Here is a 20312-nt window from a genome sequence, read left to right as displayed (position 1 = left end):
TCGGCGCGGGTCCGCGCAGGGGCTTTACCTTTCTTTACGGCCGCGACAAGCTGCTGCCGCCGGCCGACCGCAGCATGGAGCGCTCCCCGCTCGCTACGATGCGCCGCATGCCGCAACTGCTGATGATCGAAGACGACGCCCGCCTCGCGCAGATGGTGGGCGAGTACCTGGAGCAGTCGGGCTTCGTCCTCACCCATGCGACCGACGGCAAGGCGGGCCTGGCCCTGCTGGAGGCCCCCACGGCAGCGGGGCTGCCGGACCTGGTGCTGCTGGACCTGATGCTGCCGGACATGGACGGCCTGGAGGTCTGCCGGCGCCTGCGCGCGCTCCCCAGCGACGCGGCGCGCCTGCCGGTCGTGATGCTCACGGCCAAGGGCGATCCCATGGACCGCATCATCGGCCTGGAGATGGGCGCGGACGACTACCTGCCCAAGCCCTTCGAGCCGCGCGAGCTGCTGGCGCGCATCCGCGCGGTGCTGCGCCGGCGCGGCGAGGCGGCGCCGTCGGCGCGCATCATGCGCTTCGGCTCGCTGGAGATCGACCGCGATGCGCGCACCGTCACGGTGGCGGGCGAAGCGCGCGAGATCACCTCCTACCAGTTCGACCTGCTGGCCGCCCTGGCCGAGCGCGCCGGCCGGGTGCTCACGCGCGACCAGATCATGGAGGCCGTGCGCGGGCGCGAGCTGGAAGCCTTCGACCGCTCCATCGACGTGCACATGGGGCGCATCCGCGCGGCCATCGAGGCCGATCCCAAGAACCCCAAGCGCATCCTCACCGTGCGCGGCGTGGGCTACGTGTTCGCCAGGCAGCAGGACTGAACCGGCGGTGAAACTGCCCCTGTACCTGCGACTGTGGCTGGCGGTGGTGGCAGCCGTCGTGGTGATCACGCTCTTCTTCGGCTGGCTGTTCCAGGCCAGCCGCGAGGAGCGGCCCATGCGCGAGCTGATCGTGCGCGACGAGGCCGACCAGGTGGTCGGCCTGAGCCGGGGCCGGCCCGTCTGGGTGCCGGGCGAGGGACTCGAATTCTCGGTGGCGATGCGGGACGGCCGGACGCTTTCGGTGCAGATCCCGCCGCGTCCGCGCCCGCCCGGCGCGTCGCCGCCGGACCGCTGGCTGCGCGGCTCCAGCGGCTGGTTTTTGCTGCTGGTCATCGCGGCCGTGGCCGTGGCCGTGGGCAGTTTCCCCATTGCGCGGCGCCTGACCAAGCGCCTGGAGGCGCTGCGTGAAGGCGTGGAGCGCTGGGGCGAGGGCGACCTGCGTGCCCGGGTGGACGACTCCGGCGGCGACGAAGTGGCCTTCCTCGCGCGCCGCTTCAACCGCGCGGCCGAGCGCATCGAGCAACTGGTCGCCAGCCACAAGTCGCTGCTGGCCAATGCCTCGCACGAGCTGCGCTCGCCGCTGGCCCGCATCCGCATGGGGCTGGAGCTGATGGGCCCGCAGGCCGACGCGGCGGCGCGGCGCGAGATCGAGCGCAACATCGCCGAGCTGGACCAGCTGGTCGAGGAGATCCTCCTGGCCAGCCGCCTCGATGCGCCGGACGCCGACATCGGCCCCGTGGAGACGGTGGACCTCACCGGCCTGGCCGCCGAGGAATGCGCGCGGCTGGACGCGGAGCTGCTGGTCTCCGAAGACGGCCACGCGGTCGAGGTGCCCGGCGTCGCGCGCCTGCTGCGGCGCGTGGTGCGCAACCTGCTGGAGAACGCCCGCCGCTACAGCGAGGGCCCGGTGAGCATGGCCGTGCGCCGCGAAGGCGGCCAGGCCGTCCTCTCCGTGCACGACCGCGGGCCCGGCGTGCCGCCGGAGCAACGCGAACGCATCTTCGAGCCCTTCTACCGCCTGCCCGGCGCGAGCGAACGCGCGGGCGGCGTGGGCCTGGGGCTGGCCCTGGTGAAGTCCATCGTCGAACGGCACCGCGGCAGCGTGCGCTGCGAGGGGCGCGAAGGGGGCGGGGCGTCCTTCGTGGTGAGGCTGCCGGCCGCCGCTTGAAGCCAGGCCGACCCGCGCGCGGCTCAGAGCCTCCGCAGTACCTGCTGCGCCGACAGGTCCCGCAAACACCGGTGATGCCCCAGCGGGCATTCGCGCTCGAAGCAGGGCGCGCAGTCCAGCGGCGGCTGGTAGGTCGGGTCGTCCTTGAGCCAGAGCACCTGCGCGCGCTCGTTCAGCGGCGGTGTGTGCAGCGGGCTGGTGGAGCCGAAGAGGGCCACCTGCCGCACGCCGAAGGCCGCGGCCACGTGCATCAGGCCCGAATCGTTGCTCACCATGGCGCGGGCGCCTGCGATGAGGGCAAAGGCGTCGGCTAATGAAGTCTTGCCGGCGAGCTGGAGGCAGCGGCCCGGCGCGGCGTCGGCGATGGCCTGGCACAGCTCGGCCTCCTTGCCGGAGCCGAGCAGCAGCACCGGCGCATCGAGCCCGCGGGCCAGTTCCGCGTAGTGCTCCGGGGGCCAGCGCTTGGAGGGGCCGAACTCGGCACCGGCTGCGAAGGTGTAGTAGCCCTGCGGCGCGAGGCCGTGCAGGGCCGCCACACGGTCGATCTCGCCTTCGGGCAGCACCAGGCGGGGCCGGTCGCCGGAGACGTCGGCTTCGCCGCTCAGCGCCGAATAGAAGGCCACCATGGGCGGCTTGCCCGAGGGGTTCTTCAGCCGGTGCGTGAGCAGGCCGACGCGGGATTCACCCAAATAGCCCACGCGGCGCGGGATGCTGGCGAGGAAAGGCAGCAGCGCGCTCTTGAGCGAGTTGGGCAACACATAAGCCGTCTCGAAGCGCCCCTGCAGCTCGCGCCCGAGGCGGCGCCGCGCGGCGAACTGCAGGCCACCGTGCTGGAAGGGAAACTCGATGACCTCGGCCACCTGCGGCATGGCGCGGTACACCGGCGCGACCCAGGGCAGCGCGCCCACCGTGAGCCGCTCGCCGCGTGCATGCAGGCGGCGCATCAGCGGCTCGGTCATGACGGCGTCCCCGATCCATTGCGGGGCGATGACGAGGGAGCGGGTCATGTCGTGGGCGCGCGGCCCCCATCCCGACCTTCCCCCAGAGGGGGAAGGAGAAGGAGGCCCCTCCCCCTCTGGGGGAGGGTGGGGGTGGGGGCTTGCGTGCCAGTGAGGTCGTCGGCGCGCGCAGCCCCCATCCCGACCTTCCCCCAGAGGGGGAAGGAGAAAGCAAGCTCAGTGGCCGCCGCCAAAGTGCTCGCCGGCCTTGAGCCTGTACACCGTGCCGCAGTACGGGCACTTGGCCTCGCCGCTGGTGGCCACGTCCAGGTACACGCGCGGGTGGGTGTTCCACAGCTTCATGTCGGCCTTGGGGCTGGGACAGAAGATGCCGCCGTTGCCGTTGAGGTCCTTGGCCAGCAGCTCGACGGCGGCTTCCTTGCGGGGGGCGGTGGTGCTCATGGCCGTCAGACGCGCGTGAGCCAGTCCGCGTACTTGGGGTTGCGGCCGTTGACGATGTCGAAGAAGGCCGACTGGATCTTCTCCGTGATGGGCCCGCGGGCGCCGGCGCCGATCTGCACGCGGTCGAGTTCGCGGATGGGCGTGACCTCGGCGGCCGTGCCGGTGAAGAAGGCTTCGTCGGCGATGTAGATCTCGTCGCGCGTGATGCGCTTCTGCACGATCTCCAGGCCCAGGTCGGCGCAGATGTGGAACACCGTGTTGCGCGTGATGCCGTTGAGCGCGCCGGCCGACAGGTCGGGCGTGTAGATCTTCCCGTCCTTGACCACGAAGATGTTCTCGCCCGCGCCTTCGCTCACGAAGCCGCTCGCGTCCAGCAGCAGGGCCTCGTCGTAGCCGTCGTCCAGGGCCTCCATGTTGGCGAGGATGGAGTTGGAGTAGTTGGAGACCGCCTTGGCCTGCGTCATGGTGATGTTGACGTGGTGGCGGGTGTAGCTGGAGGTCTTCACGCGGATGCCGCGCTTGAGGCCCTCTTCGCCCAGGTAGGCACCCCAGGCCCAGGCCGCCACCATGAGGTGGACCCGGTTGCCCTTGGGGCTCACGCCCAGCTTCTCGGAGCCGTACCAGGTGAGCGGGCGCAGGTAGCAGCTTTCCAGCTTGTTGGCCCGCACCACCGCCTTCTGCGCCTCGTTGACCTCCTCCTTGCTGAAGGGGATGGCCATGCGCAGGATCTTGGCGCTGTTGAAGAGGCGGTCCGTGTGCTCCTTCAGGCGGAAGATGGCGGTGCCGGCTTCGGTGTTGTAGGCCCGCACGCCCTCGAAGGCGCCGCAGCCGTAATGCAGGGTGTGGCTCAGGACGTGGATCTTGGCGTCGCGCCAGTCGACCATTTCACCGTCCATCCAGATCTTGCCGTCGCGGTCGGCCATGCTGGGAACAACGCTCATGTCTCGTCCTTCGGGGGTCAGGGGGAAAGCAAGCCGGCGATTTTAGTGCGCCGATGGGCTCGCCACCGGGGCGGACGCATCGGCCGTGGCCGGCGGCCGGTACAGGGTCCACTTCACCAGCTTGCCGTCCAGGAACTCGCAGGTGACGCTGGAGCCACCAGGGTCGGTCCAGCGGAAGATTTCGGGCTGCTGGTCCTTGGGCGAGAGCTGCTCGCCCAGCGCGCGCGTGAGCATCAGGGCGTACATGAGGTTGCACTTGGGCTTGAGCTTCGCGTTGAGCATCACGGCGCTTCCCACATAGCCCACCGGCCGGTCGGCGGCACGCTTGAGCACGTACATGAGTCGGGTGAAGTGCAGCAGCAGCCACATGACGAGGGCGCTCGCGGCGACGGCCAGCCCGGGGGCGCCATACGTGTGCCATGCAAGCCAGAGCACGCCCAGGGCGGCCGCGGCGACCAGAATCCTTTGCAATTTCATGGCCGCGATTGTCTCGCGCCGCGCGGGGAGCTCCGGCTGTGGCGACTGCGTAGCCCGCGCGCTCACGCCAGCCCGCGCACCACCTCCATGGCCTCCTCGATGCGCTCGACCGGGTGGATCGTGAGCCCCTCCAGCTCCCGGCTGCCCTTTTTCGGCGCATTGGCCCTTGGCACCACCGCCACCGAAAAGCCCAGCTTGGCCGCTTCCCGCAGGCGCTCCTGGCCGCGCGGCGCGGGCCGCACCTCGCCGGCCAGGCCCACTTCGCCGAAGGCCAGGAATCCCTTGGGCAGCGCCCGCCCCCGCAGGGACGAGGTGATCGCCAGCATGACCGCCAGGTCCGCCGCCGGCTCGCTGATGCGAACGCCGCCCACGGCGTTGACGAACACGTCCTGGTCCATGCAGGCCACGCCGGCGTGGCGGTGCAGCACCGCCAGCAGCATGGCAAGCCGGTCCCGCTCCAGGCCCACAGAGAGACGGCGCGGGCTGGGCCCGCCGCTGTCCACCAGGGCCTGGATCTCCACCAGCATCGGCCGCGTGCCCTCCAGCGTCACCAGCACGCAGCTGCCCGGCACCGGCTCGCTGTGCTGGGACAGGAAGATGGCGCTGGGGTTGGCCACGCCCTTGAGGCCGCGCTCGGTCATGGCGAAGACGCCGATCTCGTTGACGGCGCCGAAGCGGTTCTTGATGGCGCGCACGAGGCGGAAGCTCGAATGCGTGTCGCCCTCGAAGTACAGCACCGTGTCCACCATGTGCTCCAGCACGCGCGGGCCGGCAAGCGCGCCTTCCTTGGTGACGTGGCCGACCAGCACCACGGTCGTTCCGCCTGCCTTGGCCGCGCGCGTGAGGTGCGCGGCGCATTCGCGCACCTGGGCCACGGAGCCCGGCGCGGACGTGAGCTGGTCGGAATACACGGTCTGGATGGAGTCGATCACCGCCACGGCCGGCTGGCTGGATGCCAGCGTGGCCAGGATCTTTTCCAGCTGGATCTCGGCCAGCACCTTCACCTGCGAGTGGTCCAGACCCAGCCGGCGCGAACGCAGCGCGACCTGCGCGCCCGACTCCTCGCCCGTCACGTAGAGCGTCGGGACCTGCGCCCGCTGCAGCCCATCGAGCGCCTGCAGCAGCAAGGTCGATTTGCCGATGCCCGGGTCGCCGCCGATCAGCACCACACCGCCCTCGACGATGCCGCCACCCAGCACGCGGTCGAGCTCGTCGATGCCGGTGGGCGTGCGCGCGACCTCGGCCGCCTCGATGTCGGCCAGCACCGCGACCGCCGCCGAGCCGGCCAGCGGCGCGAAGCGGTTGCGCGCCGCGCCGGACGAGGACTCGGCCACCGTTTCCACCAGCGTGTTCCAGGCCTCGCAGGCGGGGCACTTGCCGAGCCAGCGTGGGCTGGTTCCCCCGCACTCGGTACAGGTGAAGACGGTTTTTTCCTTGGCCATGGGGCGGGATTGTCACCGGCTGGGCCAGGCCCGATGCCCCTGGTCTGGACATGGCGGCCGTTTCATTTAACATGTTAATCAATTCACCGCCACCATGGCCCCTCGCTTCGCCCACCGCAACCTCCCGCGCCTGCTGCTGCAGGCGCGCGAAGCCGTCATGGCCCACACGCGGCCCAGCCTGCGCGAGCACGGCCTGTCGGACCAGCAGTGGCGCGTGCTGCGCGTGCTGGGCGAGCACGGCACGGTGGAGACGGGGCGCGTGGCGCGCGAGGCTTTCATCCTCGGGCCCAGCCTCACCGGCATGCTGGCGCGCATGGAACGCGACGGGCTCATCACCCGCGAGCGCGACGCGGCCGACCAGCGGCGCACGGTCGTGCGGGCCACGCCCCGCGGGCTGGCGCTGGTGGAGACGCTGTCGAGCGCCGTGGAAGCCCACTACGCCTGGATGGAGAAGTCCCTGGGCAAGCAGAACCTGCGCCAGCTTTACGAGCTGCTGGACCAGGTCATCGAACTGGAGAAACCCGAATGAGTCCTTTCCGTCCAGCGGGCGCCGTGTACGGCACGCTGATGAACTTCCGCAGTGAGCACGAGGCACTGGGTGCGCGCATGCACGAGGCGCCGTACAAGGCTCCGCCCAAGGCGCCGGTGCTCTACGTCAAGCCCGCCAATACCTGGTGTGCTCCCGGCGAAGCCATCGTCATTCCCCAGGGGGTCGAGGAGGTCGAGGTCGGCGCCACGCTCGCCATGGTCATGGCCGCGCCCGGCGTGGTCGGCGGCTGGGTGCTGGTCAACGACGTGTCGCTGCCGCACGCGAGCTTCTTCCGCCCGGCCGTCAAGCAGCGCTGCTTCGACCGCTCGCTCGGCCTGGGCGAGACGGCGGCCCCGGTCGATGACCCGGCTGCGCTCGCGCTGGAGGTGCGCGTCAACGGCGAGCTGCGCCAGACCGTGCGCTTCGACGCGCTGGTGCGTCCGCCCGCGCAGCTGCTGGCCGATGTCAGCGAGTTCATGACGCTGGGCGAGGGCGAGCTCCTCATGCTCGGCTGCGAGGCGCAGCGCCCGCGCGTGCGCGCCGGTGATACCGTGGAACTGAGCGCGCCCGGGCTGGGCGTGCTGCGTCACACCGTCGAGCAGGAGGCCGCATGAAGCACGCCCGCGTCATCGTGGACGGCCAGGTCCAACGTGCCACCGAACGGGACGGCCAGGTCCTGCTGCCGGACGGGCGCCTGCTCGCACCCGAAGCCGTGCAGTGGCTGCCGCCGCTGGAACCCGTCGCCCCGCCGCGCACCATCTTTGCCCTGGGCCTGAATTACGCCGACCATGCCAAGGAGCTGGAATTCAAGGCGCCGGAGGAGCCGCTCGCCTTCATCAAGGGCAGCGATCGCGTGCTCAATGGCCACCGCCGCACCACGCGGCGCCCCGCCGGGGTGAACTTCATGCACTACGAGTGCGAGCTCGCCGTGGTGATCGGCCGCACCGCGCGCCGGGTGCGGCGCGGCGATGCCTACGACTTCATCGCCGGCTACTCGGTCGCCAACGACTACGCGATCCGCGACTACCTGGAAAACTGGTACCGCCCCAACCTGCGGGTGAAGAACCGCGACGGCGCCACGCCGCTGGGGCCGTGGCTGGTGGACCGCGGGGACGTGCCCGACCCCATGGCCCTGGCGCTGCGCACCACCGTCAACGGCAAGGTCACGCAGAGCGGCAACACGAAAGACATGATCTTCGACGTGCCTTTCCTCGTCGAATACTTCTCCGGCTTCATGACGCTTCGGCCTGGTGACCTGATCCTCACCGGCACGCCCGACGGCGTGGTCGATTGCCGGCCCGGCGACGTCGTCGTCACGGAAATCGAGGGCCTGGGCGCCCTCATGAACACCATCGAGGGCAGCGAATGACACAGCGCATCAACCACCTGATCGACGGCAAGCCGGTGGCCGGCCGCGACTATTTCGACACCGTGAACCCGGCCACGCAGGAGGTGCTGGCCGAGGTGGCCAGCGGCGGCGAGGCGGAAGTCAACGCCGCCGTCGCCGCCGCGAAGGAGGCATTTCCCAAGTGGGCGGGCCTGCCGGCGCCCCAACGCGCGAAGCTCGTGCGCAAGCTGGGCGACCTGATCGCCCAGCACGTGCCCGAGCTGTCGCAGACCGAGACCAACGACACCGGCCAGGTGATCGCGCAGACCGGCAAGCAGCTGGTGCCGCGCGCGGCGGACAACTTCTACTATTTCGCCGAGATGTGCACGCGGGTGGACGGCCACACCTATCCCACCGAGACGCACCTGAACTACACGCTCTTCCACCCGGTGGGCGTGTGCGCGCTGGTCTCGCCCTGGAACGTGCCCTTCATGACCGCCACCTGGAAGGTCGCGCCGTGCCTCGCCTTCGGCAACACCGCCGTGCTGAAGATGAGCGAGCTCTCGCCGATGACCGCCGCGCGCCTGGGCGAGCTGGCCCTGGAGGCCGGAATTCCGCCCGGGGTGCTGAACCTCGTGCACGGCTACGGCAAGGAGGCGGGCGAGCCGCTGGTGCGCCACCGCGACGTGCGGGCCATCTCCTTCACCGGCTCCACCGCGACGGGCAACCGCATCGTCAAGGAAGCGGGCCTCAAGAAGTTCAGCATGGAGCTGGGCGGCAAGAGCCCCTTCGTGATCTTCGACGACGCCAACCTCGACCGCGCGCTGGACGCCGCGGTGTTCATGATCTTCTCCAACAACGGCGAGCGCTGCACCGCGGGCAGCCGCATCCTGGTGCAGAAAAGCATCTACGCCGACTTCGTGCAGAAGTTCGTTGCGCGGGCGAAGAACATCACCGTGGGCGATCCGCTGGACGAGAAGACCATCGTCGGCCCCATGATCTCGCAGGCGCACCTGGCCAAGGTGCGCAGCTACATCGAGCTGGGGCCCAAGGAAGGCGCGACGCTGCTGTGCGGCGGCCTCGATGCGCCGTCGGTGCCCGACCGCGTGAAGAAGGGCAATTACGTCCTGCCCACGGTCTTCGCCGACGTGGACAACCGCATGAAGATCGCGCAGGACGAGATCTTCGGGCCGGTGGCCTGCCTCATCCCCTTCACGGATGAAGCCGACGCCATCCGCATCGCCAACGACATCGACTACGGCCTGTCCAGCTACGTGTTCACCGAGAACGCCGGCCGGGCGCTGCGCGTGGCGGCGGCCATCGAGGCCGGCATGTGCTTCGTCAACAGCCAGAACGTGCGCGACCTGCGCCAGCCCTTCGGCGGCACCAAGGCCTCGGGCACCGGCCGCGAGGGCGGCACCTGGAGCTACGAGGTGTTCCTGGAGCCGAAGAACGTCGCGATGTCCCTGGGCTCCCATCACATCCCGCATTGGGGGACGGCGGCGTGACGCCGCCGCCCCCTTTGGGGCGTGCTGGAACGCCCCCCTCCCCAACCCTCCCCTCGAGGGGCATGCGGCCTATGGCCGCAGCCCCCAAGGGGCGTACCGGGGCTCCCCCCTCCCCAACCCTCCCCTCGAGGGGCATGCGGCCTATGGCCGCAGCCCCCAAGGGGCGTACCGGGTCTCCCCCCTCCCCAACCCTCCCCTCGAGGGGAGGGCTTCAATATCTTTCGGGAGTTCATCATGGGTAAGCTCGCCCTCGCCGCCAAGATCACCCACGTTCCGTCGATGTACCTCAGCGAGATCGACGGCCCCCGCAAGGGCTCGCGCCAGGACGCCATCGACGGTCACGTCGAGATCGGCCGCCGCTGCCGTGAACTCGGCGTGGACACCATCGTGGTGTTCGACACGCACTGGCTGGTCAACGCCAACTACCACATCAACTGCGCGCCGCACTGGAAGGGCCTGTACACCAGCAACGAGCTGCCGCACTTCATCAGCAATATGACCTTCGAGTTCTCCGGCAACCCGGTGCTCGGCCAGGCCATGGCGCGGGTGGCCAACGACATGGGCGTCGAGACACTGGCGCACGACGCGACCACGCTCAACCCCGAGTACGGCACGCTGGTGCCCATGCGCTACATGAATGCCGACCAGCACTTCAAGGTGGTGTCGGTCTCGGCGCTGTGCATGGCGCACTACCTCAACGACAGCGCGCGCCTGGGCTGGGCCATCCGCCGCGCCATCGAGGACGAGTACGACGGCACGGTGGCCGTGCTCGCCAGCGGGTCGCTCTCGCACCGCTTCGCGCAGAACGGCCTCGCCCCCGAGTTCGGCTTCAAGATCTGGAGCCCCTTCCTGGAAGCACTGGACCGGGACGTGATCCGCATGTGGCAGGCCGGCGACTGGAAGACCTTCTGCGGCATGCTGCCCGAGTACGCCGCCAAGGGCCACGGCGAAGGCTTCATGCACGACACCGCCATGCTGCTGGGCGCCCTGGGCTGGTCCGACTATGACGGCCACGCCGAGATCGTGACGCCCTACTTCGGCGCCTCCGGCACCGGGCAGATCAACGCCATCTTCCCCGTCACGCCGCAGACCGGCGCCGCCATCCCGCGGGCCCAGGCCTCCTCGGCCGAGGGCTACACGGCCATCAGCAGCCGCCTCTGAGAAGCACGCCGCCATGCCGCACCTGGTGATCCTCTACACGCCCAACATCGAGCCCAAGACCGACCTCACGGCCCTGTGCCGCGCGCTCGCCGACACCATGCTGTCGGTGCGCGACGAGGCCGGCAAGCAGGTCTTTCCCACGGGCGGCACGCGCGTGCTGGCCTACCCCGCCGCGCACTACGCGGTGGCCGACGGCCGCGGCGACTACGCCTTCATGTACCTGAACCTGCGCATGGCCGCGGGCCGCAGCGACGCCGTGAAGCAGGCGGCCGGCGACGCCCTGCTGCAGACGGTGAAGGCGCACTTCGCGCCCATCTTCGAGCGCGAGCTGATCGGCATCACCGTGAACGTGGACGAAAGCCCCGGCCAGGTGTACGACGCCAAGCACAGCACCCTGCACCCCCTCTTCAACAAAGCCGCATGACCCTCGCCGCCGACCTCATCGAGCAACTCGCCGCCGAACTGCACCAGAGCGAAAAAACCCGCGTGCAGGTGGAGCACTTCAGCAAGCGCCACCCGCAGATGACGCTGCAGGACGGCTATGCCGTCTCGCGCGCCTGGGTGAAGATGAAGCTGGCCGAGGGCCGCCGCGTGCGCGGCCACAAGATCGGCCTGACCTCGCGCGCCATGCAGATCTCCAGCCAGATCGACGAGCCGGACTTCGGCACCCTGGTGGACGACATGTTCTTCGAGCCCGGCGCGCTGCCCATGCAGCGCTTCATCGCCCCGCGCGTGGAGGTGGAGCTGGCCTTCGTGCTCAAGCAGCGCCTGCAGGGCGAGGGCCTCACGGTGGACGACGTGCTGGACGCCACCGACTACGTGCAGCCGGCCGTCGAGATCATCGACTCGCGCATCGAGCAGTTCGACCGCCACACCAAGGCCATGCGACGCGTGCAGGACACCATCAGCGACAACGCCGCCAACGCCGGCATCGTGCTGGGGGGGCGCCGCGTGGCCCCGCGCGAGGTGGACCTGCCCTGGTGCGGCGCCATCCTGCGCGTCAACGGCGTGGTGGAGGAAACGGGCCTGGCCGCCGGCGTGCAGGGCCACCCGGCCATCGGCGTGGCCTGGCTGGCCGGCAAGCTCGCGCCCTGGGGCGAGTGCCTGGAGCCCGGGCAGGTGGTGCTGGCCGGCTCGTTCACGCGGCCCGTGGCCGCCAAGGCCGGCGACCGCTTCGAGGCCGACTACGGCCCCCTCGGCCGCTTCAGTTTCCATTTCGAGTAAGCGCCCATGCAAACGCCCGTCAATCCCTTCAAGCAGGCCCTGGCCGACAAGCGCGCCCAGATCGGCCTGTGGCTCGGCCTGGCCAACGGCTACACCGCCGAGATCTGCGCCGGCGCCGGCTTCGACTGGCTGCTGGTCGATGGCGAGCATTCGCCCAACGACCTGCAGACCATGCTGCACCAGGCCCAGGCCATCGCGGGCTACCCCGGCTCGCACGCCGTCGCGCGCGTGCCCATGGGCCACGGCGAGGTCGGCCAGACGCTGATCAAGCAGTACCTGGACATCGGCTACACGAGCCTGCTGGTGCCCATGGTGGACACGCCCGAGCAGGCGGCAGCCATCGTGCGCGCGAGCCGCTACCCGGGCGCGGGCCTGCGCGGCCTGGGCGGTGCACGCGCCTCGCGCTGGGGCCGCTACCCGCGTTATGCCCACGAGGCCAACGAGCAGGTGTGCCTGCTGATGCAGGTGGAGAGCCGGACCGCGCTGGACAACATCGAGGCCATCGCCGCCATCGACGGCGTGGACGGCGTCTTCGTCGGGCCCGCGGACCTTGCGGCCTCGCTGGGGCACACCGGCAATGCGGGCCATCCGGAGGTGCGCGCAGCGGTGGACGACGCCATCCGCCGCATCGTGCGCACCGGCAAGGCCGCGGGCATCCTGACCGTGGACGACACGCTGGCGCCGCATTACCTCGCGCTCGGGGCCACCTTCGTCGCGGTGGGCGTGGACACCTACCTGCTCGCGCGCGCCACCAGTGCGCTGGCCGCGAAGTTCAAGGCGCAGCCTGCAGGAAGTGCGCCATGACGGACAAGCCCCGCCTGCGCTCGGCCACCATGCACGAGGGCCTGCTGCGCGCCAGCGCGCGCGGCTTCCTGCACGCCCTGGGCCAGGACGACGAGGACATCGCCCGGCCGCACGTCGGCGTGTTCCATACCGGGGGCGAGATGAGCCCCTGCAACGCCAACCTGCGCGATCAGGCCCAGCACGCCAGGACCGGCATCTACGCCGCCGGCGGCACCCCGCACGAGTGCCCGGTGGTCTCGGTCTCCGACGGCCTCACCATGGCGCATTCGGGCATGCGCTTCTCGCTGATCTCCCGCGAGCTGATCGCCGACAGCGTGGAGGCCTCCACGCGCGGCCACCAGTGGGACGGCATCTTCGCCATCGGGGCCTGCGACAAGAACCTCCCCGGGTTGATGATGGGCATCGTGCGCTGCAACGTGCCGGGCGTGTTCGTGCACGGCGGCGCGGCGCTACCCGGGCGCCTGGCGGGCCAGGACATCAACGCGGTCCACAATTACGAGACGATCGGCAAAGTGCTGGCCGGCACCGCCAGCACCGAGGAACTCGCCGCCGTCACGCATTCCTGCATTCCGACCACGGGCGCCTGCGCGGGCCAGTTCACGGCCAACACCATGGGCATGGTGTCCGAGGCCCTGGGCCTCGCGCCGATCGGCTCCTCCATGATCCCGGCGGTGTACAGCGAGCGCGCCCCCATGCTGCGCCGCGCGGCCCGCGCACTGATGAAGGCCGTGGCCGGCGACGGCCCCCTGCCGCGCGACGTGGTCACGCGCCAGGCGCTGGAGAACGCCTGCGCGGTGGTGTCCGCCACGGGCGGCTCGACCAACGCCGCGCTGCACCTGCCGGCCATCGCGCACGAGGCGGGCATCAAGTTCCACCTGGACGACGTGGCCGAGGTCTTCGCGCGCACACCGCTGATCGGCGACCTGAGCCCCGGCGGACGCTTCCATGCGCGCGACGTGCACGAGATCGGCGGTGCGCAGGTCATCCTGCGCGAGCTGTTGCGCGGCGGCTTCCTCCACGGCGATGCGCTCACCTTCACCGGCCAGACCCTGGCCCAGGCGCTGGAAGGAGCGGCCGAGCCCGACGGCGAGGTGGTGCGGCGCATCGAGAACGCCCGCGCCCGCGAGGGCGGCGTGGCGGTGCTCAAGGGCAACCTCTGCCCCGACGGCGCGCTGCTCAAGACCGCGGGCCTGGCCACGCTGGTCTTCAGCGGACCGGCCCGCGTGTTCGAAAGCGAAGAGGAGGCGCAGGCCGCCGTGCAGCACCGACGCTACCAAGCCGGCGACGTGCTGGTCGTGCGCAACGAAGGCCCCAAGGGCAGCCCCGGCATGCGCGAGATGCTGGGCATCACCGCGCTGCTCTATGGCCAGGGCATGGGCGACCGCGTGGCCCTGCTGACCGACGGCCGCTTCTCGGGTGCGACGCGGGGACTGTGCATCGGCTATGCCGGCCCCGAGGCCGCCGAGGGCGGCCCGATCGCCGCCCTGCGTGACGGCGATACGGTCCACATCGATGCCCGCCCCGAGGCGCGCAGCATCCGCGTCGCGCTGAGCGACGCGCAGATCCAGGCGCGCCTGGCCGAACGCAGGCCCCGACCCACGCCGCGCGGCGGCCTGCTGGAAAAGTACGCCGCCACCGTGCGGCCCAGCCACCAGGGCGCCGTCACCCACTCGGGCGGCGTGGTGTGGCTGCGCGACGAGTCCTGAATCCCTTGCCAACCCACGAGGAAACCATGAACGCCATGGCCCAACCCACCGCCACCATGCACCCCGACGAATGGCAGGCCCGCGTCCAGCTGGCCGCCTGCTACCGCGTGTTCGACATGCTGGGGTGGACGGAGATGATCTACAACCACATCACCGTGCGCCTGCCGGACAGCGTGACGGGCGGCCGCAAGCACTTCCTGATCAACCCCTTCGGGCTGCACTACTCGGAAGTGACGGCCAGCAACCTGGTGAAGATCGACGTGCAGGGCAACAAGATCGAGGACAGCCCCTGGGGCGTGAACCCGGCCGGCTTCACGGTGCACTCGGCCATCCACGAGCACCTGCCCGAGGCGCACTGCGTCATGCACACGCACACCACCGCCGGGGTGGCGGTGGCCTGCACCGCCGGCGGCCTGGCGCAGAACAACTTCTATTCGGCGCAGGTCGGCGGCATGGTGGCCTACCACGACTTCGAAGGCATCACCGTGCACGCCGACGAGGCGCCGCGCCTGCTCGCAGCCATCGGCGACAAGCCGCTGGTGATCCTTCGCAATCATGGCCTGCTCGCCTGGGCGCCCTCGCTGCCCCTGTGCTTCGTGCGGCTGTGGACGCTGAACCGCGCCTGCGAGATCCAGCTGGCGCAGGCCACGCTCGGCCCCGCGATCCCCGTGCCCGAGGACGTGGTGCGCAAGACCACGCGCGACGCGCTGCAATGGGACACGCGCTTCGGCGCCGGCCAGGACGTGTTCGACGCGCTGGTGCGGCGCGTGGAGCGCATCGACCCCTCCTACAAGCAGTGACACGATGAAGACCTGCATCTACGGCGCCGGCGCCATCGGCGGCTGGATCGGTGCGACGCTGGCGCGCGCGGGAACCCCCGTGAGCGTGGTCGCGCGCGGCGCAACGTTCACCGCGCTGCGCGAGCACGGACTGCGCCTTGCCAGCGGCGGCGAATCGTTCGCAGTTCCGGTCGAGGCGAGCGAATCGCCGGCAACCCTGGGCGTGCAGGACCTCGTGGTCATCGCCGTGAAGGCGCCGGCCATGGCGGAGGTCGCGCGTCACATCGCTCCGCTGCTCGGGCCGCAGACCCTCGTCCTCACCGCCATGAACGGCGTGCCCTGGTGGTTCTTCGACGGCTTCGGCGGCGCGCTGGCCGGCAGCCATCTGGAGTCGGTGGACCCGGGCGGCGAGATCGCGCGCTGCATCCCCGCGCGGCACATCATCGGCTGCGTGGTTCACGCGAGCTGCTCGCTCAAGGGTCCGGGGGACGTGCAGCACCACTTCGGCAAGCGCCTGATCGTGGGCGAGCCTTCGGGGGAGAAGACGGCGCGCGTGCGCGCCCTGGTCGATCTGCTGCAGCAAGCCGGCCTGGAGGTGCAGCTGTCCGAGCAGATCCAGAAGGACGCCTGGTACAAGCTCTGGGGCAACATGACCGTCAATCCGGTCAGCGCCATCACCGGCGCCACCACGGACCGCATCCTGGCCGACCCGCAGGTGCGCGAGTTCATCTCGCGCGTGATGCTGGAAGCGCGCGAGATCGGCCACCGCATCGGCATCCCCATCGAGCAAGAACCGGAGGACCGGCACCAGGTCACGATGAAGCTGGGCGCCTTCAAGACCTCCATGCTGCAGGACGTGGAAGCCGGCCGCGCCGTGGAACTCGACGCGCTGGTCACCGTGGTGCAGGAGATCGGCCGCCTGACCAGCGTGCCCACGCCTTTCTCCGACGCATTGCTCGGCCTGGCGCGCCTGCATGCGCGCGTGCGCGGGCTCTATCCGTGAGCGCCACCGCCCCGCCGCTGCGCGCCCTGAGTGGCGCGGCCTTCGCGACCCTGCTGCTCATCGCGCTCATGATGGGCGCTAACCACGTGGCCGCGCGCATCGCCTTCAACAACGGCGTGGATGTGGCAACGGCCGTGGTGTTCCGCAGCTTCGTCACCGCCGGCGTCGTGACGGCCGTCGTGCTGGCACAGCGGGTGCGCCCGCGCTTCACCGCCCGCCACAAGCGAATGCTGCCGGCGGTCGGCCTGCTGATCGGGGTGCAGAGCCTGTGCCTCTACTCCTCGGTCGCGCGGCTGCCGGTGGCGCTGGCGCTGCTGGCCTTCAACACCTATCCGCTCTGGACGGCGTTCTGGGCCGCGCTGGTGTACCGCCACCGGCCCGAGCGCGCGACGCTCATGGCCATGCCGGTAATCCTTTTCGGCTTGGCCCTCGCGCTGGACGTCTTCGGCGCCGCCTCGGGTCTGGGCGCAGGCGGCCAGTGGGCGCGCATCGGAGCCGGCGTGGCCTTCGCCCTCACGGCCGCGGCGGTATTCGGCCTCGCCCTGGTGATCACGCAGCACGAAGCCGGCGACGTGGACGGCCGCGTGCGCACCGCCACCACCATGGCCATCGCCGGCCTCGTGGGCCTGGCGACCGTCGCGGCCCAGGGTGGCTTCCACCTGCCCACCGCACCCGCCGGATGGGGCGGACTGGCCGCCCTCACCGCCCTTTTCGGCACGGCCTTCACCATCATGTTCACCGTGCTGCCCAAGCTGGGCGTGGTCGGCAATTCGGCCATCATGAACGTCGAGCCGGTGTTCGCCCTGGTGCTCGCCTGGCTGATCTTGGGCCAGGCCATCGCCCCGGTGCAGGTGCTGGGGGCGCTGGTGGTGGTGGGGGCGGTGATGTGGCTGGGGATGAGGAAGCGGTGATCGCCCGAACGGATGTGTTTGATTGGCGATGTCTTCCACCGGGGCCTTGGCCCCGCGGTGGATAAACGCTCAGCCCGACCGAGGTCTGGGATCGCTGTTCGTCGAGAACATCAGAGCGAAAAAATCTTCCCCGGATTCATGATGTTCTTCGGGTCCAGCGCCCGCTTGATGGTCCGCATCATCTCCACCGCGCCGGCGCCCGCCTCGTCCACCAGGAAGCCCATCTTGTGCAGGCCCACGCCGTGCTCGCCGGTGCAGGTGCCGCCCAGGCGCAGGGCGCGTGCGACCAGGGTCTGGTTCAGGCCTTCGGCAACCTCGCGCTCGCGCGGGTCGTCCGGGTTCAGCAGGTAGCCGAAGTGGAAGTTGCCGTCGCCCACGTGGCCCACGAGGAAGTAGGGGATGCCGCTGGCGTCGGCTTCCTCGACGGAGTCGAGCAGGCAGTCGGCCAGGCGCGAGATGGGCACGCAGGTGTCGGTGGAGATGGCGCGGCAGCCCGGGCGTGACTGAATCGCGGCGAAGTAGGCGTTGTGCCGCGCGGTCCACAGGCGCGTGCGCTCCTCGGGCGTGGTGGCCCACTCGAAGGCCGTGCCGCCGAACTCGGCCGCGATCTCCTGCACCGTCTCGGCCTGCTCCTTCACGCTCGCGGGCGAGCCGTGGAACTCCATGAGGAGCATGGGCTGCTCGCGCAGGCCCAGCTTGCTGTGCGCGTTGACCATGCGCACCGTGTGCTGGTCGATCAGCTCCACGCGGGCGATGGGCACGCCCAGCTGGATGACCTGGATGGTGGTGCGCACCGCCGCCTCGATGCTGGGGAAGGAGCACACCGCCGCCGAAATGGCCTCGGGCAGCGGGTAGATGCGCAGCGTGATCTCGGTGATGACGCCCAGCGTGCCCTCGCTGCCGACGAACAGGCGCGTGAGGTCGTAGCCGGCCGAGGACTTGCGCGCCCGCGTGCCGGTGCGGATCACCTCGCCGCTGGCGGTGACCACTTCCAGCGCCAGCACGTTCTCGCGCATGGTCCCGTAGCGCACGGCATTGGTGCCGCTCGCGCGCGTGGCGCACATGCCGCCGAGGCTGGCGTCGGCGCCGGGGTCGATGGGGAAGAACAGGCCCGTGCTCTTGATCTCTTCGTTGAGCTGCTTGCGCGTGACGCCCGGCTGCACGGTGACGGTGAGGTCCTCGGCGTTGACCGCGAGCACGCGGTTCATGCGGCCCAGGTCGATGCTGATGCCGCCCTGCACCGCCAGCAGGTGACCCTCCAGCGAGGAGCCGACGCCGAAGGGGATGACCGGCACCTCGTACTGCTGCGCCAGGGAGAGCGCATCGGCCACGTCCTGCGTGGACTCGGCAAAGACCACGGCCGCCGGCGGCGGGACGCTGAAGGACGACTCGTCCCGGCCATGCTGCTCGCGCACCGCCATGGCGGTGGAGCACTGCGCGCCGAAGCGCGCCTGCAGGGCCTCCAGCAGGGCTTGCGGCACGGGACGCGGCTGCACCTCGGGAACGAAATGCGTGAGATCGGTGGGAGCGTTCATGGGGGTCCTTCTGCAATCGGCGCACGCGGGCGACGGCGGCAGTTTAGTCCGCCGCAAGCGTCCAGCGCACCCGGCCCCGCGCCAGCGCGGCCTACTGACCCATGGCGTCCTGGTACTCGAAGCGCGTCACCCGCCCGTTGCCGTCGCGGTCCATCTGCTCGAAGCTCATGGGCGCGACGGTGAGGAATTGCGCCTCGGCCCGGGTGAGCTCGTCGTCGCGGTCCGTGTCCGCCCCGAGGAAGGAGCGGGCGATGTCCACCGCCGTGTAGGGCGGCAGGGGCGCGGGGACGGCCCGCGAGCCGGCGCCGCCCAGGGTGGCCGTGGCGGGCGGCGCCACCGGGACGCGCGATCCACCGCCGCCCACCCCGACGCCGACACCCATGCCGGGGTCCACTCCAGGCACCGCCACGGGCGCTGCGCCCACTGGCGGCGTCACCACGCCCGTGCCCGGATCGGGCACGCCCGGCGGCAGGATGGCGCCCGAGGGCACGCCACCCGGGAAGGGTTGCGGGGACGGCAGGCTGCCGGGAATGGGCGAGGGCAGCGTGCCCTGGATGGGCGAAGGCAGGTTGCCCTGGATCGGCGAGTTGAGCCCGCCCGGGAAAGGGGACGGCGAAGGCAGCCCCGCCGGCGCCGGTGCGCCGGGCGTGACCACGCCCGGGCTGCCGATGGTCACGGGGCCACCCCCTACGCTGGGTGCGGGCCGCACGGCGGCCGGCTGCGCCAGCGCGGCCGCAGCGCCGACCAGGGCCGCGGCGGCGACAGTGCTTCGGATGAGGTTCACACGCATGGCTTTCTCCTGCCCGACAGGCGGGCTGATCACTCATGCTCTCCGAGCGCCCCGGCGCGGACCATGGGCGTGCCGAGCAAGCGCGCGTAGGACGAGGCCCGCCGCGCGCGGGCGACAATGCCGGCTTGTGCCTGCCACCACAGAAGGAGCCGCCATGGGCAAACGCCTGACCCAGATCGCCACCCGTACCGGGGACGACGGCACGACCGGCCTGGGCAACAACACCCGCGTGCCCAAGGACAGCCCGCGCATCCAGGCGCTGGGCGACGTGGACGAGCTCAATTCCCACATCGGCCTGCTGCTGTGCGAAGCCATGCCCGAGGGCGTGCGTGAGCTGCTGGTGCAGGTGCAGCACGAGCTGTTCAACCTCGGCGGCGAGCTGTCGATCCCGGGTTTCGAGCTGCTGAAGGACGATGCGGTGCTGGCGCTGGACGAGGCATTGGCCGAGCACAACGCCCGCCTGCCCAAGCTGGAGGAATTCATCCTCCCGGCCGGCACGCGCGCGGCGGCGCAGGCGCATGTATGCCGCACGGTGGCCCGGCGCGCCGAGCGCGCGGTGGTGGCGGTGGGCGCCGCCGAGCCCTTGCGCGAGGCGCCCCGGCAGTACCTCAACCGCCTGTCGGACCTGCTCTTCGTGCTGGCGCGCGTCCTGAACCGGATGGACGGCGGGGACGACGTGTACTGGCGCAGCGAAAGGCTGGCCAGGGGCTGAGGCTGAGGCTGAGGCTTAGAAGGTGTGAAGGAATCGTAGCGAGCGGCCCGAGGTGGCGCGGAGCATCGCAGCCGTAC

At 70.7% G+C, this 20312-nt stretch carries 22 protein-coding genes; 15 read left to right on the top strand and 7 right to left on the bottom strand.

Annotated elements, in window-relative coordinates:
- Window positions 1-98 precede the first annotated feature (98 nt).
- Both EZ242_RS16565 and EZ242_RS16560 read left to right on the top strand, forming a co-directional pair.
- The gene (locus EZ242_RS16565) at window positions 99-818 is read left to right on the top strand and encodes a response regulator (protein WP_240787125.1); all 720 of its coding nucleotides are present in this window, start codon (window positions 99-101) and stop codon (window positions 816-818) included.
- Window positions 819-825: 7 nt separating this feature from the next.
- The gene (locus EZ242_RS16560) at window positions 826-1986 is read left to right on the top strand and encodes a sensor histidine kinase (protein ID WP_135286292.1); all 1161 of its coding nucleotides are present in this window, start codon (window positions 826-828) and stop codon (window positions 1984-1986) included.
- Window positions 1987-2009: 23 nt separating this feature from the next.
- Here the strand turns inward: EZ242_RS16560 and waaF are convergent, their stop codons facing one another.
- The 5 genes from waaF to radA form a co-directional block, all read right to left on the bottom strand.
- Complete coding sequence (waaF, locus tag EZ242_RS16555; RefSeq protein ID WP_135286291.1) at window positions 2010-2993, bottom strand: lipopolysaccharide heptosyltransferase II; 984 nt, start codon at window positions 2991-2993, stop codon at window positions 2010-2012.
- A gap of 168 nt (window positions 2994-3161) precedes the next feature.
- Window positions 3162-3386, bottom strand: a complete 225-nt coding sequence (locus EZ242_RS16550) for a zinc-finger domain-containing protein (RefSeq protein WP_135286290.1) — start codon at window positions 3384-3386, stop codon at window positions 3162-3164.
- A 5-nt stretch (window positions 3387-3391) separates the two neighbouring features.
- Entirely contained in the window at window positions 3392-4327 is a 936-nt protein-coding gene (locus tag EZ242_RS16545; RefSeq protein ID WP_135286289.1) for a branched-chain amino acid transaminase, read from the bottom strand.
- A 42-nt stretch (window positions 4328-4369) separates the two neighbouring features.
- Window positions 4370-4804 carry a glycerate kinase gene (locus EZ242_RS16540; RefSeq protein ID WP_135286288.1) on the bottom strand — a complete coding sequence of 145 codons (435 nt, stop codon included), beginning with the start codon at window positions 4802-4804 and terminating at the stop codon, window positions 4370-4372.
- A 62-nt stretch (window positions 4805-4866) separates the two neighbouring features.
- Window positions 4867-6246, bottom strand: coding sequence for a DNA repair protein RadA (gene radA, locus EZ242_RS16535; RefSeq protein ID WP_135286287.1), 1380 nt, complete (start codon window positions 6244-6246; stop codon window positions 4867-4869).
- Between the two features lie 94 nt (window positions 6247-6340).
- On the opposite strand from radA, the gene hpaR reads away from it, so the two are divergent.
- The 12 genes from hpaR to EZ242_RS16475 all read left to right on the top strand — a co-directional run bounded on the left by hpaR (window position 6341) and on the right by EZ242_RS16475 (window position 17198).
- Window positions 6341-6775, top strand: coding sequence for a homoprotocatechuate degradation operon regulator HpaR (gene hpaR / locus EZ242_RS16530; RefSeq protein WP_135286286.1), 435 nt, complete (start codon window positions 6341-6343; stop codon window positions 6773-6775).
- Entirely contained in the window at window positions 6772-7389 is a 618-nt protein-coding gene (locus EZ242_RS16525; RefSeq protein WP_135286285.1) for a fumarylacetoacetate hydrolase family protein, read from the top strand. Before hpaR ends, EZ242_RS16525 begins: the two co-directional genes overlap by 4 nt.
- Window positions 7386-8144, top strand: a complete 759-nt coding sequence (locus EZ242_RS16520; RefSeq protein ID WP_135286284.1) for a fumarylacetoacetate hydrolase family protein — start codon at window positions 7386-7388, stop codon at window positions 8142-8144. The genes EZ242_RS16525 and EZ242_RS16520 overlap by 4 nt, the downstream gene beginning before the upstream one ends.
- Window positions 8141-9610 (top strand): 5-carboxymethyl-2-hydroxymuconate semialdehyde dehydrogenase, encoded by a 1470-nt coding sequence (hpaE, locus tag EZ242_RS16515; RefSeq protein ID WP_135286283.1) that lies wholly within the window; start codon window positions 8141-8143, stop codon window positions 9608-9610. The genes EZ242_RS16520 and hpaE overlap by 4 nt, the downstream gene beginning before the upstream one ends.
- Window positions 9611-9844: 234 nt before the next feature.
- Complete coding sequence (gene hpaD / locus EZ242_RS16510; protein ID WP_135286282.1) at window positions 9845-10771, top strand: 3,4-dihydroxyphenylacetate 2,3-dioxygenase; 927 nt, start codon at window positions 9845-9847, stop codon at window positions 10769-10771.
- A gap of 13 nt (window positions 10772-10784) precedes the next feature.
- Window positions 10785-11195 (top strand): 5-carboxymethyl-2-hydroxymuconate Delta-isomerase, encoded by a 411-nt coding sequence (locus EZ242_RS16505; protein WP_135286281.1) that lies wholly within the window; start codon window positions 10785-10787, stop codon window positions 11193-11195.
- Complete coding sequence (gene hpaH, locus EZ242_RS16500; RefSeq protein ID WP_135286280.1) at window positions 11192-11995, top strand: 2-oxo-hept-4-ene-1,7-dioate hydratase; 804 nt, start codon at window positions 11192-11194, stop codon at window positions 11993-11995. The genes EZ242_RS16505 and hpaH overlap by 4 nt, the downstream gene beginning before the upstream one ends.
- 6 nt (window positions 11996-12001) lie before the next feature.
- Window positions 12002-12799, top strand: coding sequence for an aldolase/citrate lyase family protein (locus EZ242_RS16495; RefSeq protein ID WP_135286279.1), 798 nt, complete (start codon window positions 12002-12004; stop codon window positions 12797-12799).
- Window positions 12796-14505 (top strand): dihydroxy-acid dehydratase, encoded by a 1710-nt coding sequence (gene ilvD / locus EZ242_RS16490; protein ID WP_135286278.1) that lies wholly within the window; start codon window positions 12796-12798, stop codon window positions 14503-14505. Before EZ242_RS16495 ends, ilvD begins: the two co-directional genes overlap by 4 nt.
- Before the next feature lie 26 nt (window positions 14506-14531).
- A complete protein-coding gene (locus EZ242_RS16485) occupies window positions 14532-15305 on the top strand; it encodes a class II aldolase/adducin family protein (RefSeq protein ID WP_135286277.1) in 774 nt (257 codons plus the stop codon).
- A 4-nt stretch (window positions 15306-15309) separates the two neighbouring features.
- Window positions 15310-16287 carry a 2-dehydropantoate 2-reductase gene (locus tag EZ242_RS16480; RefSeq protein WP_135286276.1) on the top strand — a complete coding sequence of 326 codons (978 nt, stop codon included), beginning with the start codon at window positions 15310-15312 and terminating at the stop codon, window positions 16285-16287.
- Entirely contained in the window at window positions 16284-17198 is a 915-nt protein-coding gene (locus EZ242_RS16475; protein ID WP_135286275.1) for a DMT family transporter, read from the top strand. Before EZ242_RS16480 ends, EZ242_RS16475 begins: the two co-directional genes overlap by 4 nt.
- A gap of 110 nt (window positions 17199-17308) precedes the next feature.
- Here EZ242_RS16475 and EZ242_RS16470 read toward each other — a convergent pair whose 3' ends face one another.
- Window positions 17309-18733 carry an FAD-binding oxidoreductase gene (locus EZ242_RS16470; protein ID WP_135286274.1) on the bottom strand — a complete coding sequence of 475 codons (1425 nt, stop codon included), beginning with the start codon at window positions 18731-18733 and terminating at the stop codon, window positions 17309-17311.
- 91 nt (window positions 18734-18824) lie between these two features.
- Window positions 18825-19523, bottom strand: a complete 699-nt coding sequence (locus tag EZ242_RS16465; protein WP_135286273.1) for a hypothetical protein — start codon at window positions 19521-19523, stop codon at window positions 18825-18827.
- A 154-nt stretch (window positions 19524-19677) separates the two neighbouring features.
- Here EZ242_RS16465 and EZ242_RS16460 point away from each other — a divergent pair, with 154 nt between their 5' ends.
- The gene (locus tag EZ242_RS16460) at window positions 19678-20235 is read left to right on the top strand and encodes a cob(I)yrinic acid a,c-diamide adenosyltransferase (RefSeq protein ID WP_135286272.1); all 558 of its coding nucleotides are present in this window, start codon (window positions 19678-19680) and stop codon (window positions 20233-20235) included.
- Window positions 20236-20312: the final 77 nt, after the last annotated feature.

Origin of the sequence: Ramlibacter rhizophilus (assembly GCF_004681965.1) — a bacterium.
GTDB lineage: Bacteria > Pseudomonadota > Gammaproteobacteria > Burkholderiales > Burkholderiaceae_C > Ramlibacter > Ramlibacter rhizophilus.
This window is presented reverse-complemented; position numbering and strand designations above follow the sequence as displayed.